Origin of the sequence: Terracoccus luteus, from assembly GCF_003635045.1 — a bacterium.
Classification (GTDB): Bacteria; Actinomycetota; Actinomycetes; order Actinomycetales; family Dermatophilaceae; genus Terracoccus; species Terracoccus luteus.
Map to the genome: position 1 here is coordinate 1,356,339 of NZ_RBXT01000001.1, position 18,494 is coordinate 1,374,832.

Here is an 18,494-nt window from a genome sequence, read left to right on the forward strand (position 1 = left end):
CGGTGACGACCGACCCGGTCCCCGCATCCGGCCTGCCCGCGCGCGGTGGGTGGGCCGGATGACGGGGACGGCGTCACATCGTCTTGGCGAGCTCGAGCACCGAGGCGACGTAGGCCTTCGTCGAGGTGAACATCCCGTTCTTGCGCACCGAGTAGAGGCCCTGGTAGTACGCGCCGACGGCCTGCTCGCGCGAGTCGGCCTGCGACTGCAACGAGCGCAGGATGAGCACCCCCGCGGTGATGTTGTCCTGGGCGTCGTAGAGGTCGAGCGTGCGACCGGCGAGCTGCGAGGCCCAGATGCCCGAGGTCGGCATGACCTGCATGACGCCGAGCGCGTTCACGTAGCTGACGGACCGCTGGTTCCAGCTCGACTCCCGCCAGCCGACGGCGAGAGCGAGCCGGGGGTCGACGCCGTGGCGCAGGGCGGTGGCGCGGATCATCGCCGCGGTCTGCGTACGGCTCGGTACGGCGGTGGCGGCGAGGCGCGCCTTGCTCTGCGCGACGGTGGCCTTCGTCGCGTCGGGCCACGTCGTCGGCGTCGTCGGCCTGGATGGCGCGGGCTTCGGGGGCGTGGGCCGGGTCGGGGTGGACGTGCCGGGCTTGGTGCCGCTGGGGGCGCCCGTCCCGGGCACGACGACGCGCTGGCCGATGCGCAGGATGCTCGAGCCGCGCAGGCCGTTCGCGCTCATGAGCTTGGTCAGGCTCACCTTGTAGCGGCCGGCGATGCCGTAGAGCGTGTCGCCGCGGACGACGGTGTAGACGCGCTGCGACGAGGACAGGGACGAGGACGGGGTCGAGGATGCCGGGGAGCCGGCCGGGGCGGACGACGGGCGTCCCGCGGTGGCGGGCTTCGACGGCGCACTCGAACCGGCGGCGGTGCCCGGCACGAGCAGCCTCTGGCCCGGGTGGACCATGCGGCCACCGTCGGCAAGGCGGTTCTTGGCGACGATCTGCGCCGGGGTGGTGTGGTGGCGCAGCGCGAGGTCCCAGACCGTGTCACCCGGTCTCAGCGTGATGGTCTTCCAGCCCGTCGTGACGGGGGCGACGAAGGCGTGGGCGGGCGCGAGCGCGACGGCGTCGGCGGCGAATGGCATGAGGGTCCTTCCCGGGGGCCCCGGCGGCGAGCGGGGGCGGGGTGGGTGCCGGTCGCGGCAGCGGGTGGCGATTTGACGGGGTTTGTTCGGCGTGTCGGGCGGGGGGAGGGGTGGCGTCGCGGGCACACTGGGGACCGGCATGGTGGCGTCGTGACTGGTGTTGCCCTGTGGGGCTTTTGCGACAGTAATGCATTGAAGGTAAAGAGAATTGAATGACAGCGGCGTAACTCGTCGCTGACCTCTGCCTTCTTCCGTCCCACCGCACGGACCGCCCCGACAGCCACCGTCGAGTGGCCACGTCCCGACGGGTGGCAGACTGCCGCCGTGACCGAGAACGACGCCGCCCCCGCGGACCACCGCACCGACGCCAGCACCGACGCCACCTCCGAGCCGGAGACCGGCGGGCGCTCCACGACCGACCTCGAGACCCTGGTCGGCGACTGGCTCACCGTCCCGGACATCGCCGAGCGGCTCGGCGTCAGCCTGTCGGCCGTGCGCACCATGCTGGCCGATCGTGAGCTCATCGCCTCGCGCATCGGCCCCCGTCGGGTCCTCGCGGTCCCCGCCCGCTTCCTCACCGACGAGGGCCCGAGGCCCGAGCTGCGAGGCACGATCACCGTGCTCGCAGACGGCGGCTACGACGACGACGAGGCCATCACGTGGCTCTACACGCCCGACTCCACGCTGCCGGTCGAGGGTGCGCCCATCGACGCCATGTGGGCGGGGTTCAAGACCGAGGTGCGCCGGCGCGCCCAGGAGCTCGCCTTCTGACGAGCCTGCCCACCCCCGCGACCGGGTGGAGGTGTTCCGCGACCACCACCGGTCGCGCTTCACCTCCACCCGCACGACGCGTCCACCTCCACCCGTGAGGGCCAGGGTCCGGCATCCGGGCCCTCAGCGACTGAGCGGTGGCTCGGCCCGGGCTCAGGTGTGGCGAGCGGTGGAGACGCCGACGAGGTCGTCGAGCACGTCGAGGGCCTCGCGGTCGAAGCACCCGGTTGTGTCGGCGCGGCGCACCGCGTCGTGGGCCTGGTCGGCGAGGTTGCTGATGAGCGACTCGACCTGCCCGACCGCCCCGGAGGTGACCATCACCTCGCGGATGCGCGCGATGACGTCGGAGTCGAGGTCGTCGCGCCCGAGGCTTGTCTCGACGAGCTCGCGGTCGGCGGGGGAGGCGGCGTCGAGGGCCAGCGCGACGAGCACCGTCAGCTTGCCCTCGCGCAGGTCGTCACCGGCCGGCTTGCCCGTCGCCTCGGGGTCGCCGAAGACGCCGAGCAGGTCGTCGCGCAGCTGGAAGGCCTCGCCGAGCGCGAGCCCGTAGTCGGACAGCGGCCCGGTGTCGGCCTGCTCGACCCCGCCGACGAGGGCGCCGATGAGCAACGGGTGCTCGATCGTGTACTTCGCGCTCTTGAAGCGGATCACCTTGCGGGCCGAGGCGACCCGCTCGTCGAGGGTCAGCCCGTCCCAGCCGCGGGCGGCCTCGAGCAGGTCGAGGAACTGCCCGCCCATGAGCTGGGTGCGCATCCCGTCGAAGAGCACCCGGCCACGGTCGAGCTCGGTCGTCGGCAGGCCGCACCGGGCGTAGAGCTGGTCGCACCAGACGAGGCACAGGTCACCGGCGAGGATCGCGGCGCCCTCACCGAACCGGTCGGCGTCGCCGCGCCAGCCCCGCTCGGCGTGCACGGCGGCCACGCGACGGTGCGCGGACGGCATCCCCCTGCGGGTGTCGCTGCGGTCCATGACGTCGTCGTGCAGCAGCGCGGCGCCCTGGAAGAACTCCATGCTCGCGGCGAGGCGCACGAGCGCCTCGGAGTCGGGCCCGCCCGCCGCGCGGTAGCCCCAGTAGAGGAAGCCGGCCCGCAGGCCCTTGCCACCCTGCAACAGCCCGGACACGGCGTTCGTCAGGGGCGCGACCTCGTCGCCGATGCGTCCGAGCAGCGCACTGCCCTCGACGATCTCGGCGTCGATGGCCTGTTGCACCCGGGCGCGCAGGGCCACGAGGTCGGTGGGGCGGTGCACGGGTGGGCCTCCATCGCGTCGGGACAACGCGGCCCAGCCTACTGGGGCGACGCACCCGCCCGGCCCTCGGTCGCGCCGGTGCCCGGCCCCGCGCGCGACCTAGAGTGGTCGCATGGCACACGGCACGGCATCCTCGATGGTGCGGGCGGAGCGCTTCACCCGCTCGATCCCCGAGATGGTGCAGGCCGACGCCCCGACGTTCAGCTTCGAGTTCTTCCCACCCAAGGACGACGCCGCGGCGACGACGCTGTGGGAGGCGATCCGGCGGCTCGAGAAGCTCTCGCCGAGCTTCGTGTCGATCACGTACGGCGCCGGCGGCACGACGCGCGACCGCACCGTGCGGCTGACCCAGCGGGTGCTCGAGTCGACCTCGCTCACGCCGCTGGCCCACCTCACCTGCGTCGGGCACTCGCGCGACGAGCTGCGCCGCGTCGTCGGGCAGTACGCGGCGGCGGGTGTGCACAACATCCTCGCCCTGCGCGGTGACCCGCAGGGTGGTCTCGGTGAGCCGTGGACCCCTCACCCCGAGGGCTTCGACCACGCCGACGAGCTCGTCGCGTTCATCCGCTCGCTCGGCGACTTCACCGTCGGCGTCGCGGCCTTCCCCGACGGGCACCCCGAGTCGCGCGGCGTGGCCGACGACGCCGAGGCGCTCGTGCGCAAGGAGCGCGCCGGCGCCGGCTTCGCCGTGACGCAGATGGTGTTCGACGTCGAGAACTACCTGCGGCTGCGCGACGAGGTGGCCCGCCGGGGCTCCAGCCTGCCCGTCATCCCCGCGATCATGCCGATCACCAACGCCCGTCAGGTCGTGCGCATGGCCGAGCTCGCCGGCCAGCCGATGCCGACCGCCGTCACCGACCGCCTCGGGCGGGCCGGTGACGACCCCGCCGCGGTGCGCGCCGAGGGGCTCGCCATCGCCACCGAGTCGTCACGGCGGCTGCTCGACGAGGGCGCACCCGGCATCCACTTCATCACGATGAACCGGTCGTCGGCGACGCTCGAGGTCTTCGGCAACCTCTGAGCGGTCACGGTGGACGCGGTGGACGCGGTGGACGGGGCGGTCGCGGCGGTCGCGGCGGTCGCACGCGACGGGTGCCGGTGGGCGGGCTCAGCCGTCGTCGCGGGTCTGGTCGAAGGGCCGCTCGAGACGCTCGTCGGCGCGGGGTGACGGACCGGCGGCGTCGCGGCCGCGCAGCAGGCGCCGGTTCTCGCGCGGCGTCCTCGCCGGGTCGGTCGGGCCGGTCTGGCCCGTCGGTGGGGGCTCGGGGCGCCCGTCGAGGCGTCCCGACGGGGTGGCGATGCCGACGCGCTCGCCCCAGGCGTCGTAGCTGCGCTTGAACCGGCGCACCCGCCCGAGCAGCTTGTATACGAGGTAGGCGCCGGCGACGAGCAGCACGAGGGCGATCGACGCGGCCCACCACGGGTGGGCGATGGCGAGGGCGGTGACGCCGGTGACGGCGACGTCCTCGCCGGTGCTGACGACGACGTTGCTCGCGGGCTCGGGAGAGGTGTTGACGGCGGCCCGCAGGCCGGCCTTGACGCCGTGCGAGAGCAGCGCGGTGATGCCACCCGTGGCGGCGCCCACGGCGGCGTCGAGCCCGGCCGTCTCGTGCCCGAGGAGGTAGCCGATGGTGGCGCCGACGGCGGGTCGCACGACGGTGTGCACGGTGTCCCACAACGAGTCGACGTAGGGGATCTTGTCGGCGAACATCTCGACGACGAAGAGCACCCCGGCGAGCACGAGCACGTCGGTGCGCGCGAGGGCGTCGGGGATCTGGCCGAGCGAGAAGAACCGGTCGGCGAGGCCGAGCACGAGCACGACGGCGTAGGCGTTGATGCCGCTGGCCCAGCCGGAGGTGAAGACCATGGGGAGGAACTCGGCGCCCATCGTGGCTCCTTGTGTGTGCCGTGCGGCGCGTGCCGGGTGCGGGCCGGGTGCGTCGGGGTGGGTCCGCTGGACCCGCGGTGACATCCGCGGCGGATGCCGGGTGGTGGCGTCCGGTCCGACGGTCCCGCATCGGGGGGCTGGTTGCAAACGACGTGGCCGGGGCGTGCGGACGGGGCCCGATCCGTGAGCGGACGGGACCCCTGCGCCCCTCCGTTCGCGGACCGGACCCCGCACGCACGACTGTGCCGCAGCGGGGGCTCCGGGGGCGTGAGCACGTGTACTCAGATGCCGCTGCGGGCCCGTCGTCCGCGGGTCGGTGGGGGCCTGTGGACGACCTTGACACGCTGTCGGCGGCGGGGGTTACTGTGGTTCTGCGTCGAACACCTGTTCGAAAAACGTGTTCGACGCGATCGGTCGAGCATAGCCCTGCCGTGCACCCGCCACACCGGGTGCACGGGGTGGTCGGGGGTGTCCGGTCGGTCGGTGGACGGGTCGGCCGGTGGGTCGGTCGGCTCGAGCAGGTCAAGTGGTTCGGTCAGGGTCATCAGTCGTCGGTTGGGTGTCGGGCCGCTCGCAGGTCGCGGGTGGTCTGGGTCGTGATTTCCGGCCTCGACGTGTCCGTACGAAGGAGACGTGTCGTGGTTCGCAGGTTCAGTGATGTGGTGCAGGTCCGTCCCGTGGAGGGGGCGGCCGGGGTGGCGAGGCGTCCGGAGGCGTTCATCTGGCGCGGCCGGCTCTACGTCGTGCGCGACGTGCTCGCCCAGTGGCGTGAGCGCCGGGCGTGGTGGCGTGAGGCGCTCGACGCCGACGGCGGGGGCGGTCCGGTCGTGCCGGGCGGCTCGCTCGCCGCGGCGGCCTCCGAGCAGCAGGTGTGGCGGGTCGAGGCGAGCCCCGGGTGGTCGTTCGCCCCCGGGGTCTACGACCTCGCCCACGACGAGGGCGCCCAGGGCGAGCAGTGGCAGCTCGTCCGGGTCGCCGACTGAGGTGACGACGATGACCGCCACGCACCTGCCCCGTCCTCCCATCGGACCGGCCGTCTTCGACCTGCTCGACCGGTCGCGGCGCACCCTCGAGCAGGCCTGCCGCACGAGCGACGTCGGCGAGCGCTACCGCGACGCCCACCTCGGCGCGCTGCGGGCCGCCGCGGCCCTCGTCGCCGCGCGCAGCGTGCCCACCCCGCGGTCCCGTCCGCGCAGCGTCTGGCAGGTGCTGCCGGGGCTGGCCCCCGAGCTCGGCGAGTGGGCGGCGTTCTTCGCGGCCTGCTCGGCGCGCCGGTCGGTGGTCGACCGCGGCGGGTGGGTGCCGGTGCGCGAGGCCGACGACCTGCTGCGCCAGGCCGAGATGTTCCTCGAGATCGTCCAGGACGCCCTCGGGGTCCCCCTGACGATGCCCCTGCCGCAGACCATCACGCCGGTGTCGCCCACCCGCGACGCGTCCTGAGGGCGGCGGCCCGTGACCGACACGTTCGTCCACCTGCACGTCGCCTCCGGCTACTCGATGCGCTACGGCACCGCCCGCCCCGAGCAGCTCGTCGAGCGTGCCGCCGCCTGGGGCCAGCCCGCCCTCGCCCTCACCGACCGTGACGGGCTGTACGGCGCGGTCAAGTTCGTCAAGGCGTGCATGGCCCACGGCATCGCCCCGGTCCTCGGCGTCGACCTCGCCCTCGAGCCACCACCGACGCGTCGCGGGGTCGCGTCGGCGGGGGCCCGCGGTGCGGGTCGCACGCCGGTCCGGGGCGGTGCCCTGGTCGACCCCCGGCTGCCCCGGGTCACGGTGCTGGCCCGCGGCAGCGGCACGAGCGGCCTGCCCGCCGGGGCCGGGTGGGCGTCCTTGTGCCGCCTCGTCACCGCCACCCACCTGCGGGGGGAGCGCGGCACCCCCGTCACGACGGCCGACCTCGTCGCGCAGCACGCGACGACGGTCGCGGGGGAGCGGTCGCTCGTCGTGCTCCTCGGCCCCGACTCCGACGTCGGCCGGGCCGTGCTGGCCAAGCAGCACTCCCGGGCCAGGGCCGCGCTCGAGCGGTGGGTAGCGCTGCTCCCGCACGGTGGCGTCGTCGTCGAGCTGGTCTGCCACGGGGGGCCCGAGCACCTTCCCGGCAGCCTCGGTCAGGCCGGGCGCATGCTCGCCCTCGCCCGCGAGGTCGGGGTCCCGACGGTGCTCACCGCGGCGGTCCGGCACGCCGACCCGCAGGACGCCGCCGTCGTCGACGTCCTCGACGCCGCCCGCCGGCTCGTCGCGCTCGACACCCGCCACCTCGACCGGGTCACCGCGGCCGGGCACCTGTCGCCCACGCCCCTCATGCACGCCCTCGCCCTCGACGTCACCCAGGTGTCGGGTCCGGGGCTCGTCGGTGGGGGAGCGGCCGCCCGTGAGCAGGCCCGCGACCTCGTCCGGCGCACGGTCGCCCTCGCGACCGACTGCACCCAACAGCCCCGGGCCGACCTCGGCATCGGCTCGGTGCACCTGCCCGAGCCGGCCGCGCTCGGCCTCGGCGACGACGACCCCCAGCAGGTGCTGGCCCGGCGCTGCCGCGCGTCGGTGGCCACCCGCTACCCCGCCCGGTCCGGCGCCGGCCTCGCGGAGGTGCACGCCCGCCTCGACGACGAGCTCGAGGTGATCTCCGGGCTGGGCTACGCCACCTACTTCCTCACCGTCGCCAAGGTGTGCGACCTCATCCGCGAGATGGGGGTGCGGGTGGCCGCCCGCGGCTCGGGCGCCGGTTCCGTCGTCAACTTCCTCCTCGGCATCTCCGGGGTCGACCCCATGCGGCACGGCCTGCTCATGCAGCGGTTCTGCTCGCCACTGCGGGCCGAGCTGCCCGACATCGACATCGACGTCGAGTCCGCCCGCCGCACCGAGATCTACGAGCGGATCCTCGAGCACTTCGGCGGTGAGCGCGTCACGTGCGTGTCGATGATGGACACCTACCGGGTGCGTCACGCCATCCGTGACGTCGGGGCGGCGCTCGGGCTGCCGCCGCCGGAGGTCGACGCGATGGCCAAGGCCTTCCCGCACATCGCCGCCCGCAACGTGCGCCACGCCCTCGCCGAGCTGCCCGAGCTGCGGGCGAGCGGTCTCGACGTGCCGCGGCTGCAGCTGATGTTCGACATCGTCGAACGGCTCGACGGGCTGCCGCGCCACATCGCGCTGCACCCGTGCGGGGTCGTGCTGTCCGACTCGGCGCTGCTCGACCGCACGCCCGTCGAGGCGAGCTGGCTCGGCTTCCCGATGAGCCAGTTCGACAAGGACGACGTCGAGGAGATGGGCCTGCTCAAGCTCGACGTCCTCGGCATCCGCATGCAGTCGGCGATGGCCCACGCGCTGCAGGAGGTCGAGCGCGTCGACCGGGTCGTCGTCGACCTCGACGACGAGCAGCAGGTGCCCTTCGACGACGAGCCGACCTTCGAGATGATCCGGTCGACCCGCACGCTCGGCTGCTTCCAGATCGAGAGCCCCGGGCAGCGCGAGCTCATCGGCAAGTTCGGCCCGCGCAGCTTCGAGGACATCATCATCGACATCTCGCTCTTCCGACCCGGACCGGTCAAGAGCGACATGATCGTGCCCTTCCTCGAGGCCCGGCAGGGCTGGAAGAACCCCTCGTACCTGCACCCGACCCTCATCCCCGCGCTCGAGCAGACCGAGGGGGTCGTCGTCTTCCACGAGCAGGTGCTCATGATCGTCGCCGAGACGACCGGCGTCACCCTCGCCGAGGCCGACGAGGTGCGCCGGGCCATGGGCTCGACCGCCGGTCAGGCGCAGGTCGAGGCCTGGTGGCGGCCCGCGGCCCGGGCCCGCGGCTACGACGAGCAGGCGGTCGACCGCATCTGGGAGGTGCTCAAGGCCTTCGCCTCGTTCGGGTTCTGCAAGGCGCACGCCGCGGCCTTCGCCCTGCCGACCTACCAGTCCGCCTGGCTCAAGGCGCACCACCCGGCCGCCTTCCTGTCCGGGGTGCTGACCCACGACCCCGGCATGTACCCGAAGCGGCTCATCCTCGACGACGCCCGGTCGTTCGGGGTCGAGATCCTCGGCCTCGACGTCAACGCCTCGACGGGCGCCTACCGGTACGAGCGCACCGACGACGGTCGTCCGGGCATCCGCCTGTCGCTCGCCGACGTGCACGGCATCAGCGAGGCCGAGGTGGCACGCATCGTCGGGGGACAGCCGTACGCGAGCCTGTCCGACTTCTGGCAGCGGGCGCACGTCTCGCGGCCCGTGGCCGAGAGGCTCGTGCTCGCCGGCGGTTTCGACGCCCTGCACGACATCGACCTCGGGGGCGACCCCGGCGCCGGGGCGCGGGCCCGACGCGGCAGCTGGCAGGACGACCGGCAGCTCGGCCCGGCCGACGGGCGGCAGCACGAGGGCGTGCCGAACGGTCGGGCGCCGGCCGGGCTGGGGCGCCCCGGTCTCGGCCGGGGCGGGCTCGGCCGACGTGGCCGGGTCACCCGCCGCGACCTGCTGCTGCACGTCGCCGAGCTCGACCGGTGGTCCTCCTCCCAGCGTCGGGTCTCGGCCGCCTCGAAGGGCCGGCGGGCCCGGGTCACGTCGGTGTCGGTCGACGGCGGCATCCGGGCCCTGGCCGCGGCCCAGTCGCAGGCCGCGGCGCCGGTGCCCGACCAGGTCCCGACCCAGCTGGCCCTCGACCTCGGCGACACCCCGACCCTGCAGACCACGAGCGGGCTGCCCGAGATGACCGGCCCCGAGCGGGTGCGGGCCGAGCTCGAGGTGCTCGGCCTCGACGCGAGCGGTCACGTCGTCGACTTCTACGCCCCGATGCTCGACGCCCTCGGGGTGACGCGCGCCCGTGACCTGCTCGAGGGCCGCAGCGGCCGCGAGGTGTGGGTCGCCGGCGTCAAGGTGGCCACCCAGACGCCCCCGATCCGCTCGGGGCGTCGCGTCGTCTTCCTCACCCTCGACGACGCGACCGGCCCGAGCGACCTCACCTTCTTCGAGGACGTCCAGGGCCCCTACGCGGGCACCGTCTTCCACTCGTGGCTGCTGCTGTGCCGGGGGGTGGTGCGCCGCACCGGGCCTCGGGGGGTCTCGATCCGGGCGACCGGGGCGTGGGAGCTCTCGGCGTTGCAGGACGCCTGGACCGCGGGCGGCGTCGAGGCGGTCCGTGACGCCCTCGAGGCCGCCGACCGCGGGGCCTGGGAGCGGGTCGAGGCCCTCGCCGCGCAGGGCGCAGGGCAGGGGGTCGGGGAGGGGCCCGACGGCCGTCGGGTGCTCGTGCACGCCTCCGGCTTCCGGCAGTCGCCCTACGCCGACATCAAGCCCGCCGGCACCGACGTCCGGGCCACCCGAGGCTCCGGGTCGTTCGTCCCGGCCGCGGCCCTCGACCCCGACCCGGGCACCCGCCGACGCCCCGCCTCCGGTGCCGTCGGCCACCCCGTCGACGCCCCACCGCGCAAGCTGTGGCACGCCAGTCCCGGAAGCTCGGGGCACTAGGGTGAGGACATCCGTGACGCCGTCGGCGACCCGTCCGACCCGGTCCGGCACGGCCGTGGTGAGAGCCACGACGGAAGCCCCGGTGAAAGCCCCGGTGAAAGCCCCGGTGAAAGCCCCGGTGAAAGCCGTGGTGGACGGCCGGACCCCACCGCACCCTTCCTGGAGGACCCCGTGCCCGACGAGCAGCGACCGCGGCGACGTGCCTCGGTCCGGCCGAACGCCGTCGGGGCGGCCGTCGTGGCCCTGGCCGCCGACCGGTCGGACCGGCTCGGTCGCCCGCTCGAGGTGCTCGACCTCGGTGGCGGCACCGGCGGCGTCGCCGTGGCCCTCGGCGAGGCCGGCCACCGGGTCACCGTCGTCGACCCCAGCCCCGACGCCCTCGCCGCCCTCACCCGTCGCGCCCGTGAGTCGGGCATCGAGGGCCTCGTCACCGGCGTCCAGGGCGACGGCGACTCGCTGGCGGAGGTGCTCGACGGGCGCGTCGTCGACCTCGCCTGCTGCCACGGCACCCTCGAGTTCGTCGACGACCCCGAGACCACCCTGCGGGCGGTCGCGGCCGCGCTCGCACCGGGCGGCGTGCTCTCGCTGCTCGTCTCCGGCCGCCTCGCCGTCGTCTTCGCCAAGGCACTGGCCGGCGAGTTCGACCAGGCGCGGTCGGCCCTCCGGCACCCGAGCGGTCGCTGGGGCCCGACCGACCCGCTGCCGCGCCGGTTCGACCCCGACGAGGTCGAGGCGCTGCTCGCCCGCACCGGGTTCACGGTCGAGCAGTCGCGCGGCATCGACGTGCTGCGCCACCTCGTCCCCGCCCCCCTCGTCGACTCCGAGGGTGACCGTGCCGCCGTCGCCGAGCTCGACGAGCTGCTCGTCGAGGTGGCCGGTAGCGAGCTCCTCCGCATCCTCGGTCATGGCCTGCACGTCGTCGCCCGTCGCGACTGACCCGGCGCGAGGCCCCGCGCCCCTTGCCGTGAGGTCGTCGGCGAGGTCGCCTATGGGCCTGTCGGTGGGCCTGTCGGTGAGTCTGTCGGTGGATCTGTCGGAGGGCCTGTCGGAGGGTCTGTCGACGAGCCCGACCGCGGGGGGTGCCCGGTGAGCCGCCGTCAGTTCGCCGCGCCCACCCGTGACGGCGACGGTCCGGCCGACGACACCGGCTGCACCGTCCTGCACGTCGACATGGACGCCTTCTACGCGTCCGCGTCGCTCATCTCGCGGCCCGAGCTGCGCGGGCGACCGGTCGTCATCGGCGGCGCCGGCGGGCGCTCCGTCGTGCTCTCGGCGACGTACGAGGCCCGCGCCTTCGGGGTGACCTCCGCGATGCCCATGGCCCGGGCGCGCCGACTCTGCCCGCAGGCCGTCGTCATCGAGCCGGACCACCACCGCTACGCCGTCATCTCCGACGCGATCATGGCGACCTTCGCCTCCGTCACCGAGCAGGTCGAGCCGTTGTCGCTCGACGAGGCCTTCCTCGACGTCGCCGGCGCCATCCGGCGGCTCGGGCCGCCCACGCGCATCGCCGAGCAGCTGCGCGACACCATCGCCGACGAGCAGGGCATCACCTGCTCCGTGGGGGTGGCCTCGACGAAGTTCGTGGCCAAGCTCGCCTCGAGCCTGGCCAAGCCGGACGGGCTCATCGTCGTGCCCCGGGCCGAGACCGTCTCCTTCCTGCACCAGCTGCCCGTCGGCGCGATCTGGGGGGTGGGCGACCGCACCGAGGAGCACCTGCACCAGCTCGGCCTGCGGTCGGTCGCCGACCTCGCGCACACCCCGCTCGAGACGCTGCAGCGGGCCCTCGGCGACGTGGCCGGCCGCAGCCTGCACGACCTCGCCTGGGGCCGCGACCCCCGGTCGGTCGTACCGACCCGGCGCGAGAAGTCCATCGGTGCCGACGAGACCTTCGCGCACGACATCGACGACCCGGTCCGCATCCACCGCGAGCTGTTGCGCCTCGCCGACCGCACGGCCGCCCGGGCCCGGTCGGCCGGCATGACCGGGCGCACCGTCTCGATCAAGGTGCGCTTCTCCGACTTCACGACCATCACCCGGGCCAAGACGCTGCGCCACCACACCGACGTCTCCCGTGAGATCTTCGCCACGGCCCGCGAGCTCTACGACCGCCTCGGCCTCCAGCGCGCGCGCATCCGGCTCGTCGGGGTCCGCCTCGAAGGGCTCGTCGAGACCGGCGCGGCCCCCATCCAGGCCCGCCTCGACGAGCCCGAGCACGGCTGGCGCGACGCCGACCGCGCCGTCGACCGCGCCAGCGCCCGGTTCGGTGCCGGATCCGTGCGTCCGGCGAGCCTCATGGGGGGTACGCCGGGTCGCCGGGGTGACGGTTCCGGGACCCCGGGCGCGGGTACGAGAGGGGGGTAGTCGTCGCACGCGAGGGTTTCGCGAGGTGCCCGTGGGGCATCGAGTTCCCAAGGGCGGCGACCGGACCTATCCTGAGTTCAAGAGCCCGAGTCGTGGCCGGCTGGCATACGATTCGGGTAGTAGACGACGAGATCGCACAGGGAGGTGCCGAGTGGCACTCTCGGAACACGAGGAAGCCCTACTCCAGCAGATGGAGGAGGCCCTCTACGCCGAAGATCCGCGCTTCGCTTCACGGATCGAGAAGACGAAGAAGCGGTCGGGCGGGCGTGGTCGTGTCGTCGTGGGCGCCGTGGCCGGCGTCGCCGGTCTCGCGCTCGTCGTGTTCTCCGCCATGATCAGCCAGATCTGGCTCGGGGCCGTCGGCTTCGCGATCATGGTCGCCGGCATCGTCTACGCCATCACCCCGTCGAAGACGACCCTCGCGGCCGTCAGCGACGACGGGACGCCCAAGCCCCGCCAGCAGCGGACGACGCCCGGCCGGGGAACGGCCCCCAAGGCCGGCGGCAACTTCATGGAGCGTCTCGAAGAGCGCTGGGACAAGCGCCGCCGCGACCAGTTCTGAGCCTCACCTCCCGGGGGTCCACCCCCGACCGTTCACCGGTATGCCCGGCGTCGACCCGGTCGTGACCACCGCCATCGTGACCGTGGCGCCCCCAGCGCGGGTCCGACGCGTCGTCAGGCCCGCGTCACCCACACGGTGACGACCCATGTCGTGACGAGGGCGAGGGCCGTGAGCAGCTCGACTCCGAGGTTGACCACGACGGCCCGCAGCGCCTGACCGGTCGCCCGCCGCGCCACCACCGGGTCTCGGTGCCGGACGCTCTGCACGATGAAGACGGTCGCGACGAAGCCGAGCGGCCCTCCGACGACCGGGACGACGAACAGCCCGACCACCCCGACGAGCAGGGCCAGCCCGATGACCCACGTCGGCACCCCCGCCGCCTTGAGCCGTCGGCCCGGGAAGAGGTACTGCGCCACGAGCCCGGCGGCGTAGACGAGCGTCGCCACGCCCAGCCCCACCCAGCCGCCGGTGGTGCCGGCCGCGATCGCCCACACGACGAACGCCCCCCACACGAGCAGCAGCCCGGGCAACACGGGGACGATGATCCCGACCGTCCCGACCGCCATGGCGAGCGCCACGAGCACGGTCGTCTCCGAGATCACCACGTGAGTTCCTTCAGTCGTCGTCGCACCTTTGTCCTGAGAGCACCGTACCGACCGACCACACCCGTCCCGGGGACGCACGAACGCGCCGACCCCGAAGGGTCGGCGCGTCCGTCTGGTCCTGTGCCCCCGTCAGCGGGTGGCCGCGACCTGGCTCAGCGCTCCTCGGCTCCGGCCGCGGCCGGGGTGTCCGTGAGCCGGTCCGTCTCGTCGATGATGTCGACGGCCTTGTCGCGCAGGGCCGGGACGTACTCCCGACCGTGGTGCGCGCAGAAGAACAGCTCGCCGCCCGACGTGAGCCGGGCACGGATGTACGCCTGGGCGCCACAGCGGTCGCAGCGGTCGGCTGCCGTCATCTCGGGTGCCAGTGCTGTAGTCATCATGCTCGCCTCAATCCTCCCTCGTCGGGTCCTCGTCGAGGACCCTCTTCCATTCCAACCTCGCCCGGGCCGGGTCTCCCTGCTCTGTCCCCCGTGGGCTCGTGCTGGTTCCAACAGTCAATCACGCACATTCGTTCCCCATCGTCAGGCTCGAAGGATGAGACCTGCGTCATGCCACGATCGTTACCCCCACGTCATCCCCACGCCGTCTTCGCTCCCGGCGTCCGGTCGGATGGGGGCACCCGTCCCGTACCCGTCACGACCCGCGCCCGACCCACGAGACCGGATGCCGTCCCGCCCGGTCCGCGTCGCCCGCGCGGTCCGCACCGCCTGCTCCACCCACGCCACCCCACGCCACCCCACGCCGCCGCCGACCTGAGGTGCGCGCATAGCCGCCCACAGCCGCCCCCGGCCGCGTGCCTGCCGGGGGCACGCCCGCCACCTCGTTACGCTGCCTGGGACGGCATCCGTGTCGTCCGGCACCAGCACGCACCACCGAAAGAGCAGCCCTGTGGCTTCCGCCTCCCGCCCCACCTCGTCCGGCACGGGCGACTACACCGCCCGCCACCTCCAGGTCCTCGAGGGCCTCGAGGCGGTGCGCAAGCGACCCGGCATGTACATCGGCTCGACCGACCAGCGCGGCCTCATGCACTGCCTGTGGGAGATCATCGACAACGCCGTCGACGAGGCGCTGGCGGGTGTGTGCACCGACATCGTCGTCGTCCTCGGGGCCGACGGCTCCATCGAGGTGCGTGACAACGGCCGTGGCATCCCCGTCGACGTCGAGCAGCGCACCGGTCTGTCCGGCGTCGAGGTCGTCTTCACCAAGCTGCACGCCGGGGGCAAGTTCGGCGGTGGCTCCTACGCCGCCACGGGAGGCCTGCACGGCGTCGGCGCCTCGGTCGTCAACGCCCTGTCGTCCCGCCTCGACGTCGAGGTCGACCGCGCCGGCAAGACGTACGGCATGAGCTTCCGTCGGGGCGAGCCCGGGCGGTTCGCCGACTCCGGCACGACCGGTGCACCACACTCGCCCGACGCCGCCTTCACCGCCTACGAGACCCGCAGCGAGCTGCCCGTCGTCGGCAAGGCGAAGCGGGGCGTCACCGGCACGCGGGTGCGCTTCTGGCCCGACCGCCAGATCTTCCTCAAGAGCGCCGACCTCGACTACGACCAGCTGACCGCCCGCGCCCGGCAGACGAGCTTCCTCATCCCCGGCCTGCGCCTCGTCCTGCGCGACGAGCGGGCGGCCTCCTCCGGCGAGCCCGTCGTCGAGGAGGTCTTCCAGCACGACGGTGGCATCAGCGAGTTCGTCGAGTTCCTCGCCCCCGACGCCGCCATCACCGACGTGATGCGGCTCGAGGGGTCGGGCACCTTCACCGAGACGGTCCCCGTGCTCGACGACCAGGGGCACATGACCCCGACCGAGGTGCAGCGAGAGTGCGGAGTCGACGTCGCGCTGCGCTGGGGCCAGGGCTACGACGCCCGCCTGCTGTCGTTCGTCAACATCATCACGACCCCCAAGGGCGGCACCCACGTCACCGGGTTCGAGCAGGCGCTGCTCAAGGTCTTCCGCCGCCAGCTCGAGCTCAACGCCCGCCGCCTCAAGGTCGGCAACGACAAGCCGGAGAAGGACGACGTGCTCGCCGGGCTCACCGCCGTCGTCACCGTGCGCCTCGCCGAGCCCCAGTTCGAGGGCCAGACGAAGGAGGTGCTCGGCACCAACGCCGTGCGCGCCATCGTCGCCAAGGTGGTCGAGCAGCAGCTGACCGAGCGTCTGACGTCGTCGAAGCGCGACGACAAGCTGCAGGCCACGCGGCTGCTCGAGAAGGTGACGGCCGAGATGAAGTCGCGCATCAGCGCGCGGCTGCACAAGGAGACCCAGCGCCGCAAGACCGCCCTCGAGAGCTCGAGCCTGCCGACGAAGCTGCGCGACTGCCGCACGACCGACGTCGGGCGCACCGAGCTGTTCATCGTGGAGGGCGACTCGGCCATGGGCACGGCCAAGGAGGCCCGCAACAGCGAGTTCCAGGCCCTGCTGCCGATCCGCGGCAAGATCCTCAACGTCCAGAAGGCGTCCGTGGGCGACATGCTCAAGAACGTCGAGTGCGCCTCGATCATCCAGGTCATCGGCGCCGGGTCGGGCCGCACCTTCGAGCTCGAGGCCGCCCGCTACGGCAAGGTCATCATCATGACCGACGCCGACGTCGACGGCGCCCACATCCGCACGCTGCTGCTCACGCTGTTCTTCCGCTACATGCGCCCGCTCGTCGAGGCGGGTCGCGTCTATGCCGCCATGCCGCCGCTGCACCGCATCGAGGTCGTCAACGCCGGCGCGAAGAAGAACGAGCTCATCTACACGTACAACGACGCCGACCTGCGTCGCACCCTCGCGCGCCTCGAGCGCGGCAACAAGAAGATCAAGCAGCCGATGCAGCGCTACAAGGGCCTCGGCGAGATGGACGCCGACCAGCTGGCCGACACGACGATGGACCCCCGCAAGCGCACCCTGCGCCAGGTGACGATGCGCGACCTCGAGGCGGCCGAGCGCGTCTTCGAGCTGCTCATGGGCAACGAGGTCGCGCCCCGCAAGGACTTCATCATCGACAGCGCCGCCGAGGTCGACCGCGAGCGCATCGACGCCTGAGCGTCGCCCACCGGGCCGGATGCCGGTCCGCCCGGCGAGACGGTGAGCGCCCTCGCAGGCCCGTTGCTCCGCGACCCGTGCTTACCATGTGGTCCCGTGCCGCCCGGCGTGCGGGACCGTCGCCGAAGGGGATTCGCATGAGTCAGGGCAGCACGACCGACGCCGCCGACGGGCACGACCGGCACTTTGCCGTCGACGTGCCCGCCTCCGGGGCCGGGTCGCAGCCGTTGACCCGGCCCGAGCGGCCGCTCGAGGAGCAGCCGCCGCCGCAGCCCGCCGGAACCCCTGCCACCGGGCGACGTGACGACGTGGGCACCCGTGGTGGCGGGTCGGAGGGGCCGGGCTCACCGGCATCCGGTGAGGTCCGCGAAGTGGCGGACGCGACGGGTACCGACGGCGCGAGCGAGGCGGACGAGGCCGTCGCGGCCCTCGACGTCCGGCCGGAGACGACCGTGCCCGGCGCCACCGCGTACCTGCAGCAGGACGAGCTCGACTGGGCCGCCGAGCGGATCCGCCGCGTGTCCGAGGCCTTCACGGCCAAGGTCGTCGGGCAGGCGCGGCTGCAGGAGACGCTGCTCATCGCCCTGCTCACCGGCGGTCACGTCCTGCTCGAGAGCGTCCCCGGCCTGGCCAAGACGACGGCGGCGCAGACGCTCGCCGAGGCGGTGGGCGGGCGCTTCCACCGCATCCAGTGCACCCCCGACCTGCTGCCGAGCGACATCGTCGGCACCCAGGTCTACAACCAGCACTCGGGGACCTTCGAGACCCAGCTCGGCCCGGTGCACGCCAACGTCGTGCTGCTCGACGAGATCAACCGCAGCAGCGCCAAGACGCAGTCGGCGATGCTCGAGGCGATGCAGGAGCGGCAGACCTCGATCGGCGACCGCACGTACCCGCTGCCCGACCCCTTCCTCGTCCTCGCGACCCAGAACCCCATCGAGCAGGAGGGCACCTACCCGCTGCCCGAGGCGCAGATGGACCGGTTCATGCTCAAGGACGTCCTCGACTACCCCTCGCCCGCCGAGGAGGCCGAGGTGCTGCGCCGCATCGACTCCGGCGTCTTCGCCGCGCAGCCGCACCCGGTCGTCTCGCTCGACGACGTCAGCCGCCTGCGCCGACTCGCCTCCCGGGTCTACGTCGACCCGGCGATCGTCAACTACATCGTCGGCATCACCTACGTGACCCGGCACCCGCGCGACTACGTCGAGCCGCGGCTCGCCGGGTACGTCGAGTTCGGGGCGAGCCCGCGGGCGAGCATCGCCTTCGCGAGCGCCGCCCGGGCGCGGGCGCTCGTCGACGGGCGCAACCACGTCGTCCCCGACGACGTCAAGGCCCTGACGCACCGCGTGCTGCGTCACCGGGTGACCCTCGGCTTCGAGGCCGCCGCCGACGAGGTGGCGGTCGAGCAGGTCGTCGACGCCATGGTCAACGGGATCCGGACCCCCTGAGGGTCGGACCAGAGCCCCACGAGCCGGAGCAGCGAGAGAGCGCAGG

The 18,494-nt window shown here is 73.5% G+C and carries 15 protein-coding genes; 10 read left to right on the forward strand and 5 right to left on the reverse strand.

All coding sequences use genetic code 11. The features are described from left to right. Positions 1–73: 73 nt before the first annotated feature. Complete coding sequence (locus DFJ68_RS06200) at positions 74–1,093, reverse strand: LysM peptidoglycan-binding domain-containing protein (protein ID WP_170165710.1); 1,020 nt, start codon at positions 1,091–1,093, stop codon at positions 74–76. A gap of 429 nt (positions 1,094–1,522) precedes the next feature. On the opposite strand from DFJ68_RS06200, the gene DFJ68_RS06205 reads away from it, so the two are divergent. Next, entirely contained in the window at positions 1,523–1,864 is a 342-nt protein-coding gene (locus DFJ68_RS06205; protein ID WP_121035139.1) for an Rv2175c family DNA-binding protein, read from the forward strand. Positions 1,865–2,017: 153 nt separating this feature from the next. Here the strand turns inward: DFJ68_RS06205 and DFJ68_RS06210 are convergent, their stop codons facing one another. Further along, positions 2,018–3,112, reverse strand: a complete 1,095-nt coding sequence (locus DFJ68_RS06210) for a polyprenyl synthetase family protein (protein WP_121031922.1) — start codon at positions 3,110–3,112, stop codon at positions 2,018–2,020. Between the two features lie 112 nt (positions 3,113–3,224). Here DFJ68_RS06210 and metF point away from each other — a divergent pair, with 112 nt between their 5' ends. Continuing rightward, entirely contained in the window at positions 3,225–4,133 is a 909-nt protein-coding gene (metF, locus tag DFJ68_RS06215; protein ID WP_121031924.1) for a methylenetetrahydrofolate reductase [NAD(P)H], read from the forward strand. A gap of 87 nt (positions 4,134–4,220) precedes the next feature. Here metF and DFJ68_RS06220 read toward each other — a convergent pair whose 3' ends face one another. Beyond that, positions 4,221–5,000 (reverse strand): DUF4126 domain-containing protein, encoded by a 780-nt coding sequence (locus tag DFJ68_RS06220; protein WP_121031926.1) that lies wholly within the window; start codon positions 4,998–5,000, stop codon positions 4,221–4,223. A 662-nt stretch (positions 5,001–5,662) separates the two neighbouring features. Here DFJ68_RS06220 and DFJ68_RS06225 point away from each other — a divergent pair. The 6 genes from DFJ68_RS06225 (at position 5,663) to DFJ68_RS06250 (ending at position 13,374) form a co-directional block, all read left to right on the forward strand. Next, the gene (locus DFJ68_RS06225; protein WP_245963499.1) at positions 5,663–5,983 is read left to right on the forward strand and encodes a DUF6504 family protein; all 321 of its coding nucleotides are present in this window, start codon (positions 5,663–5,665) and stop codon (positions 5,981–5,983) included. 10 nt (positions 5,984–5,993) lie between these two features. Further along, a complete protein-coding gene (locus DFJ68_RS06230; protein WP_121035140.1) occupies positions 5,994–6,440 on the forward strand; it encodes an SAV_6107 family HEPN domain-containing protein in 447 nt (148 codons plus the stop codon). A gap of 57 nt (positions 6,441–6,497) precedes the next feature. After that, the gene (locus tag DFJ68_RS06235) at positions 6,498–10,448 is read left to right on the forward strand and encodes a DNA polymerase III subunit alpha (RefSeq protein ID WP_420823670.1); all 3,951 of its coding nucleotides are present in this window, start codon (positions 6,498–6,500) and stop codon (positions 10,446–10,448) included. 171 nt (positions 10,449–10,619) lie between these two features. Next, the gene (locus DFJ68_RS06240) at positions 10,620–11,384 is read left to right on the forward strand and encodes a methyltransferase domain-containing protein (RefSeq protein WP_121031932.1); all 765 of its coding nucleotides are present in this window, start codon (positions 10,620–10,622) and stop codon (positions 11,382–11,384) included. Positions 11,385–11,534: 150 nt separating this feature from the next. Next, positions 11,535–12,812, forward strand: coding sequence for a DNA polymerase IV (dinB, locus tag DFJ68_RS06245; RefSeq protein WP_121031934.1), 1,278 nt, complete (start codon positions 11,535–11,537; stop codon positions 12,810–12,812). Between the two features lie 151 nt (positions 12,813–12,963). Beyond that, positions 12,964–13,374 carry a DUF3040 domain-containing protein gene (locus tag DFJ68_RS06250; RefSeq protein WP_121031936.1) on the forward strand — a complete coding sequence of 137 codons (411 nt, stop codon included), beginning with the start codon at positions 12,964–12,966 and terminating at the stop codon, positions 13,372–13,374. 113 nt (positions 13,375–13,487) lie between these two features. On the opposite strand, the gene DFJ68_RS06255 is transcribed toward DFJ68_RS06250, so the two are convergent. Both DFJ68_RS06255 and DFJ68_RS06260 read right to left on the reverse strand, forming a co-directional pair. Beyond that, positions 13,488–13,979 (reverse strand): DUF456 domain-containing protein, encoded by a 492-nt coding sequence (locus tag DFJ68_RS06255; protein WP_245963500.1) that lies wholly within the window; start codon positions 13,977–13,979, stop codon positions 13,488–13,490. Between the two features lie 152 nt (positions 13,980–14,131). Continuing rightward, positions 14,132–14,356, reverse strand: coding sequence for a DUF7455 domain-containing protein (locus tag DFJ68_RS06260; protein WP_121035142.1), 225 nt, complete (start codon positions 14,354–14,356; stop codon positions 14,132–14,134). A 511-nt stretch (positions 14,357–14,867) separates the two neighbouring features. Between DFJ68_RS06260 and DFJ68_RS06270 the strand changes: the two genes are divergently transcribed. Together DFJ68_RS06270 and DFJ68_RS06275 are read left to right on the forward strand one after the other, a co-directional pair. Beyond that, positions 14,868–17,000 (forward strand): DNA gyrase/topoisomerase IV subunit B, encoded by a 2,133-nt coding sequence (locus DFJ68_RS06270; RefSeq protein WP_121031940.1) that lies wholly within the window; start codon positions 14,868–14,870, stop codon positions 16,998–17,000. 473 nt (positions 17,001–17,473) lie between these two features. Beyond that, positions 17,474–18,448, forward strand: a complete 975-nt coding sequence (locus tag DFJ68_RS06275) for an AAA family ATPase (RefSeq protein WP_221185927.1) — start codon at positions 17,474–17,476, stop codon at positions 18,446–18,448. Positions 18,449–18,494 lie beyond the last annotated feature (46 nt).